This window comes from Clostridium sp. DSM 8431 (assembly GCF_900116755.1).
Lineage (GTDB): Bacteria > Bacillota > Clostridia > Clostridiales > Clostridiaceae > Clostridium.
On sequence record NZ_FPBY01000163.1, the window covers coordinates 1 to 7,248 of the forward strand.

Here is a 7,248-nt window from a genome sequence, read left to right on the forward strand (position 1 = left end):
AGGTTTAGTAGAAAAATATATAAATATTCGTCTACACTATTTAGTATTTCAAATACGAGATATTCTATCATAAAAATGTTTCTAAAATATTTCTTAAAATTTAATTTTATCTATTAATTCTATTAAATACGTATTTTTTAAATTAATAGCAATATATAACAGGCGGGATTTAATATGCATTATGTTGTTTTACAAGTAGTATTAAAAGAAAGATTAATTGGAACAAGCTCTGGTAATCTACCCGAATTAGAAAGAGTAATAAATGATCAAGCAGCAAAAGGATACAGACTACATACAATTACAATTACAATTACAACTACTTCTTCAGGAAGTAAAGGATTATTGGGGGGGAGATAGAATTCAGGCTACATTAGTATTTGAATCACTATCCAAAAAATAGCAAGTAGAATTTTAATTTCATCTACCTGCTATTTACATCTTAATATTTAGAAATATTTATATCAAAAGTCATCTTCATCATTTATCCACTCTTCAAAATAAGTAACATAAAACTCCTTATTTTTCATAACACCTTTTATATCTTTCATAATATCTTTATTTATTAATTCTCTATCACTTAAAAATTTAAAATATTGATTTAATGATATCATTTCATCCTTAACATTTGTTTTACTAGTAGCAAATTTAGGAATAAAATATTTTAATAAGAATTCATGTAATGAATCTTGTGATATTCTATTAAAATCTTTTAATGTCTCACATTGCAAATAAAAATGAATATAAAACATTACATTTTCATAATGCTTTTCACATGTTTCTTTTTTTAAATGTTTATCAAATGCTAAATAATTAAAAAATTCATTAAGATTTTCACCTATAGTATGAGGAACCTCATTAAAAATATCAAAATCTTCATCTATCTCATATAAAGTCCCCATAATTTCAGCTTCATATTCATCCTTATAACTTAAATAATGTTCTAAAACATCATTTAATAATTTATCAGTTCCCTTTTTAAAAGTCTTATCTCTAAATTTATCTTTAAAATTCATTAAAATTTTATCACCACTAGCTGTAAGTTCATGTCCGGCTTCAAACTGAAAAATCACATCCTCTAACATATCACTCTTAATTGCTTTTTTAGCTATCTTTAAAAATACTTGCGTAAAAAAGCTGTCATTATACACTGGCATCACAAGACCCAAATAATACCCAAATACAGATGTAAAATTAATATCTATTACTCTTCCTAAAAAAGCATACTCTTCTTCATACATCATATTGCTATCTATTTTTTTGATTTCTGTCAATAAATTCATAAAATCATCTAATATTATATTGTTATCTAAAAGCTTTAAAATTATATTATCATCTTTTACATCGTATATTTTTTCTATATTTTTTGTAGAAGTCCTAAAGCTACTCTCTATTATCATCTTTATTTTTTCACTATCTGAAAGTTTACTGTATTTCTCGTAATTATCTCCTATTTGATAAACAAAGCAATTTATTGATTCCATCTTTTTTAACAGATTCATACTTACAGCTATATCAATTAAATAATTAATATAATATCCACTTCTAAAATTAATTGCATCAATTATTTCTTCACCATTGTCTAACACATATATATTATTAAATCTTTTAGTTAAAACTGGTTTACAATAACTTAAAAGTACATTTAAATCATCTAAAACCGGATTTTTTTCTTCAGAATATATAATCCAGTTAAATTTAAAATTAACTTGAAAATTTTCTATATGTATAACTGCATGAGGTATAATTGTATAATTTCCCTCTTCTATTTCCTGTGCAATATTATTTATTATGTAATTAGGTGTAATATATATAGTTTCAAGAATAGGAGAAAATAGCCACTTTCTAAATATAGTATCCCTATTATTCTCTAACAAGTATTCTTCTAAATCATCTGATTTTTCATAATTTTTTATGAAGTCATCCTCAAAACATTTTAATAACTTATTAATCATTTCATTTTTTTCTAGCTCTTTTATAAGCTTATTCATATAATCCACTCCTAAAAATAAATTTATCTTAGTTTCACAATTACTACTTAATAGAATATTACATTTTATACTTTTATTAAAGAAGAAAATAAGCGCCAGTCTAAAAAATCCTTTTTCTTTTATATTTATCCGAATACATCTCTAACATATCCAAACAATTATTTGTTTAGATACTTGCCTATATTTATAACTTTTATTCATAATGCAGCTTCTTTATATTTTACATATTATCCTAATTATAAATCATTAAGCAGCTTCTAATATCCACATCTGATTCTTTCCACCATTTCTTGTCTACTCGTATATGTTTGTTCAATTATCAGCTTTTCCATAATCAAGATCTAATAATATGATTTGTTTCCTACTTCTAAATAAATTTTATAATATCTATTTCCCTGTGATTTTAATCTCCATGTATTATAATCTGCTGGTCTATCACTTGCCCATTGTTGTACATTTACACCATTAGCAGCTTTACCATCTGTAACATCTAAATAAAGTCCACTTTGTATATTCCTAATTCTATACTTTCTATATTTGATACTCTGATTACTTATATCCTTTACTCCACTTATTCCATAAATTTTATTAAATTCTCCTGCAACAAGTCTTGCTGCATTCTTAGCTCCTTCTTCACTAAAATAAGTCATATCATTAGAGCCAGAAAGTACACCACATAAAAATTAAAATTGGTGTTGCACCATGGCTCTTTGCGCCTTCAACATACTTTTTGATATAAAATTTAAAAGAACCACTTTTAGTATTTTAACATCACTACATACAGGTGCTTAACGTTCATGATTATTTGAGCCTGAATCATTGATTCCAAATTGAACTAATAAGTAATCTCCACTTTTTATTGTACTTAAAATAGAGTCTAATCTTCCATTGTCATAAAAACTCTTTAAACCTCTTCCTGTAATAGTACAATTATCTACATTTAAATATTTACGGAGTGAATATAAAAATTAGGAGTTTAATTTAAATTTAATGCTATTGCTTTTAATGGAAAAGATTTAGGGACTCATGTTAGAACTTATGTAAAAAGTAATGGAAACTCTTCTTCTATCTTAAGTAAAAAATTGGTTATTACTGAAGGTGCTAATGCCAAATTAACTGGTATTTTTGGTTTTAATAAAAATAGAACCCTTTATGGTATGCTTTTTGTTTTCAGTTGCACAATGGAAGGAACTACAAGATTTAAACCTCAAAATTAGAATCAGTTCTATAGCAGTAAGTATCACCCTTTTGCAGAAGTACTTGTTGAATCCGCTATTAAAGGCAAGGATGCAGTTGAACTTACAATAATGGGTACTAAAGATTTAAAACCTAATATTATTTTTTAAAAATTTATTCATGAAAGTCCAATGAGTCACCATTTTACTAATGCCCGTATTATAGATAAAAAGGGGTGTTCATTAAAATCATTAATATTAATGAACTAAATATGTATGGTATGCTAAATTAAGACCAATATGTTTGAATAGTACTAATCAGCTCTTCTCTACTCATTTCATTATTTAAATATTTCTTAAAAGCAGATCCAATATTACTAGAATAATCTGATGGAAGATAACTATTCATTAAATTCATAGTTTTATTTTGATCTCTATAATTAATAATATCTTTAATTAATGGGTCATTAGAAGTAACTTCTATATTGTCAAATACTGGGATACCCCCCCTGCATCTTCCACTAAAAATTTCTCACCATCATCACTATATACAATAAAATCTAAAAATCTTTTAGCAGCTTCTTTCTGCTCTTCTGAACTATTTTCAGAATCTATTACAATATATTTAGTAACTCCTAGTACAATTTCATTATTGCCATAATCATTAGCATTATTACTAATTGGAACTGGTATAAATCCAAACTCATTATTACCCAAGCTATTATTTAAAATTGATTGTGAAGCCCAATTTCCCATATACCAAAAAACAACTTCACCTTTGCCAAATATCTCTGCACATTTATCATAAGAAGGTGCTAATGGATTTTCTGCATAAATATTATATTTTTTCATTAAATCAAAAGTATCTAATAATCCATTTAATGTTGCATTACTTCTTAAATCTTCATTAGATATAGAATTTAAATATTCTATAGCACTCTTATTAAATTTCTTTCTATCTACTTCGTAAAATGTAGCAGAAAAGTGATCTCCTAAAGACCATTCTTCATTGGTTACTACAATACCTTTTTTCCCTGATGCTTCAATCTTTTTAAAAGATTCTTCTAAAGATGAAATAGTATTAATACTATTTACATCCACTCCAGCTTCTGATAACACTTTTTTATTATAAATTAATCCTATTCCTTCCGTAGCAAAAGGAAAGGCTACTACTTGTCCATCTTTATTTTTAGCAATTTCATCTACTCCTCCAACAATATTTGAAACCCAGTTTTCTTCAGATAAATTTAAACATCTATCCGCATATAAATTTATATTAGAAGGATCAATTAATGCCATTGTAGGAGCATTATCTATAGACTGCATTGAATCTAACTTATCTTTATATACACCTGATTGACTATACTTTACCACCTTAATATTTATATCATTATTTTGCTTTGTAAATTCTTCTATTAAATCATTCAAAGCCTCTTCCATTTCTGGTTTAGAATTTAGAATAGATATATTTGTAACATTACTACTATCATTACCACATCCAACAAACAAACTTACAGACACTAAACATATTAAAAATAAAGATATTAACCTTCTCAAATTATTTCCTCCATATCTATTCAGTTTTAAATTTCTCTATATTTTTCTTTAACTCATCTACAATATCTAAAATATTACTACTAGCATCTTTTACCTTTCCTACAGCCTCAATTTGATCTGTAGAAGATGCTGTAACCTCTTCTGCAACTGCAGCACTTTGCTCCGAACTACTTGCTAATACTTCGATTAGAGTTAAAAGTTCTCCACTGAAATTTTTAATAAATTTAATAATCTCATTGAAAGAATTAATATTTTCAGCTATTTTTTCGTCTGCATTAGTTACATCTTCAAATATCTTTAATGTTTCATTAACAGTTTCGGATTGAGTTTTCATTCCTTTATCAATGGAATACATAAAGTTAGTTGTTTTATCTGCTTTAACTTTTATATCACTTAAAATATTTGCAATCTGCTTAGTGGAATCTTGAGATTTCTTTGCAAGATTTCCAACCTCTTCTGCTACAACAGCAAATCCTTTTCCTGCTTCTCCTGCTCTAGCAGCTTCTATAGAAGCATTTAAAGCTAAAAGTGTGATTTGATCAGCAATTTCATTTATAGAAACAATTATTTCGTCTATGTTCATTACAGAATATGAAAGTTCTTTGACTTCTAAAACTGTTTCAGATACTAATTTATCCTGAATTTTAGTGTTATCTCTTAACGCTCTTGTACCTTCATTTCCTCTAATTAGTGCTGATTTTGAGTTTTTTAATGCATTATTAGTTTCTTCAAGTTCTGTAGAAAGTTCATGCATTTTTTCATCAAGATTTCGAACTTGATTTAACACATTTTCAGCCTTTTCAGCTTGTTGAACTGAAACACCTGATATTTCTTCCATTGCTCTTGTGATATATCTTTACTAGTTATCTTTGCTGTTTCTGACATTGCATTCAAAGTAATAGATGCACTCATTAATTCATCACTATTACTTCTAATACTTAATACAAGATTCTTTAATGATAGTATCATCTCATTAAAATCTTTTCCTATATTATTCATTTCAAGCGAACCATTTAAATTACACTCATTAGATAAATCACCTTCAGCTACTTCTTTACTTAACACAGCTAACTTACCTATAGGTCTAGTTAAATTATTAGATATATACATTCCTAAAACTGCAATAATTCCTATTAAAATTACAATTAATATTGCTGTTATAATACTTATTCTTACAAATGCAGCATGTACTTCGCTCTTAGGCACTGTAACCATTATCCCCCAATTTAAGGATGGAATATAATTATATATTGCCACCTGTTTTACACCATCATAATCATATTGAACTTCATTAAAATTACCATCTAAGGCCTTTTCTGATGATTGTTTTAATTTATCTGATAAATTAAAAACATTTTCATTAATAATTTTAGATGAATCATTATGATAAGTTACTTGTCCTTGATTATTAAATGTAAATATTCTTCCTTCGTCTGAGAATAATATTTTACCTATATTCTCTCCAATACCTTCTACCTTAATATCAGCTATAATATATCCTACAATTAAATTATCCTTTTTGAGAGGACAAGAAAATACTACTAATGGTACATCCTTACTATCATTCCAAAATACATTACTTATATATGAATAACCTTTACTTACACCTTTAAAATATTCCTTAGATTGTACACTTTCGTTAACGGACCCTTTTGAATCTTTAATTATATTCCCATTAACATCTGTATACATAATATTTGATATACTTGTATCTTGCGCTTGTTTATTCTTAAGCTCCTTTTGAATACCTTCTAAATCATTAGATTTTACTATCTGAGAGTTTGCAATATCTTCTACTAATAAACTATTATCATCTCCCCACTTATCAACATTTTTAGCAGCCATACTAGAAATTTGCCTTAGTGAGCTAACTTGACTATTATACATCGATGAGCTGACTATTATTGATGTTATAGCAACAAATACTATTAATAGAATTATTCCTACAGCAAAAAAATTCGATAATACTTGTGCTTTTAAAGTTAATTTGTTTTGACCTTCTCTCATATTAATTTCCACCATTTTTCCTCCTTTTACGCTTCCGTTTCATAATTATACTATTATTTTTATATTATTGTAAATATTTTTTAATTTCAATATCATTCCACTATAAAACATATATTTTTATGTGATTTTTTAAATTATTTTTAAATTTACATTTAAAAATAACAAAAAAAGTAATTTAAAAAAGTATTAAAACTCTCTAAATTACTTTTAAAATTTAAATTATTTTGTTTTTAGGTTCTTTTGCGGCCTACAATTATTTTTTAATGCATTTGACAACTTCCATATGAGAAAGCCAGTCAAAATCAGTGTTTAGCATCAAAAAAAATTTTATACTTTCCTATGCATTAAAAAAAGATTGTATCTATAAAATAGATACAATCTTCTCCGTAGTAACTACCTGACAACGTCCTACTCTCCCGCACAGTTTCCCGTGAAGTACCATCGGCGCTGTAGAGCTTAACTGTCCTGTTCGGAATGGAAAGGAGTGTTTCCTCTACGCCATCATCACCAGATTTGAGATG

The 7,248-nt window shown here is 26.7% G+C and carries 8 protein-coding genes and 1 rRNA gene; 2 read left to right on the forward strand and 7 right to left on the reverse strand.

Features of this window, described 5'->3' with window-relative positions; translation table 11 throughout:
* The first annotated feature begins 174 nt into the window (after positions 1 to 174).
* Entirely contained in the window at positions 175 to 357 is a 183-nt protein-coding gene (locus BM384_RS13800; protein WP_242946043.1) for a DUF4177 domain-containing protein, read from the forward strand.
* A gap of 104 nt (positions 358 to 461) precedes the next feature.
* Here BM384_RS13800 and BM384_RS13805 read toward each other — a convergent pair whose 3' ends face one another.
* The gene (locus BM384_RS13805; RefSeq protein ID WP_090014448.1) at positions 462 to 1,988 is read right to left on the reverse strand and encodes a hypothetical protein; all 1,527 of its coding nucleotides are present in this window, start codon (positions 1,986 to 1,988) and stop codon (positions 462 to 464) included.
* 341 nt (positions 1,989 to 2,329) lie between these two features.
* On the reverse strand, positions 2,330 to 2,638 hold the full coding sequence (locus BM384_RS13810) for an RICIN domain-containing protein (RefSeq protein ID WP_090014449.1): 309 nt from the start codon (positions 2,636 to 2,638) through the stop codon (positions 2,330 to 2,332).
* Positions 2,639 to 3,070: 432 nt separating this feature from the next.
* Between BM384_RS13810 and BM384_RS18550 the strand changes: the two genes are divergently transcribed.
* Positions 3,071 to 3,205 (forward strand): hypothetical protein, encoded by a 135-nt coding sequence (locus BM384_RS18550; RefSeq protein WP_278280933.1) that lies wholly within the window; start codon positions 3,071 to 3,073, stop codon positions 3,203 to 3,205.
* 247 nt (positions 3,206 to 3,452) lie between these two features.
* Here BM384_RS18550 and BM384_RS18555 read toward each other — a convergent pair whose 3' ends face one another.
* From BM384_RS18555 to rrf, 5 genes are all read right to left on the reverse strand, one after another.
* The gene (locus tag BM384_RS18555) at positions 3,453 to 3,581 is read right to left on the reverse strand and encodes a hypothetical protein (protein WP_278280934.1); all 129 of its coding nucleotides are present in this window, start codon (positions 3,579 to 3,581) and stop codon (positions 3,453 to 3,455) included.
* A 62-nt stretch (positions 3,582 to 3,643) separates the two neighbouring features.
* Positions 3,644 to 4,720: an ABC transporter substrate-binding protein gene (locus BM384_RS13815; protein ID WP_242946044.1), complete on the reverse strand. Its 1,077-nt coding sequence runs from the start codon at positions 4,718 to 4,720 to the stop codon at positions 3,644 to 3,646.
* Positions 4,721 to 4,736: 16 nt separating this feature from the next.
* A complete protein-coding gene (locus BM384_RS18310) occupies positions 4,737 to 5,558 on the reverse strand; it encodes a methyl-accepting chemotaxis protein (RefSeq protein WP_242946045.1) in 822 nt (273 codons plus the stop codon).
* Entirely contained in the window at positions 5,501 to 6,742 is a 1,242-nt protein-coding gene (locus tag BM384_RS18315; protein WP_242946046.1) for a cache domain-containing protein, read from the reverse strand. The genes BM384_RS18310 and BM384_RS18315 overlap by 58 nt, the downstream gene beginning before the upstream one ends.
* 380 nt (positions 6,743 to 7,122) lie before the next feature.
* Positions 7,123 to 7,239 (reverse strand): 5S ribosomal RNA (rrf, locus tag BM384_RS13825).
* Between the last annotated feature and the right edge of the window lie 9 nt (positions 7,240 to 7,248).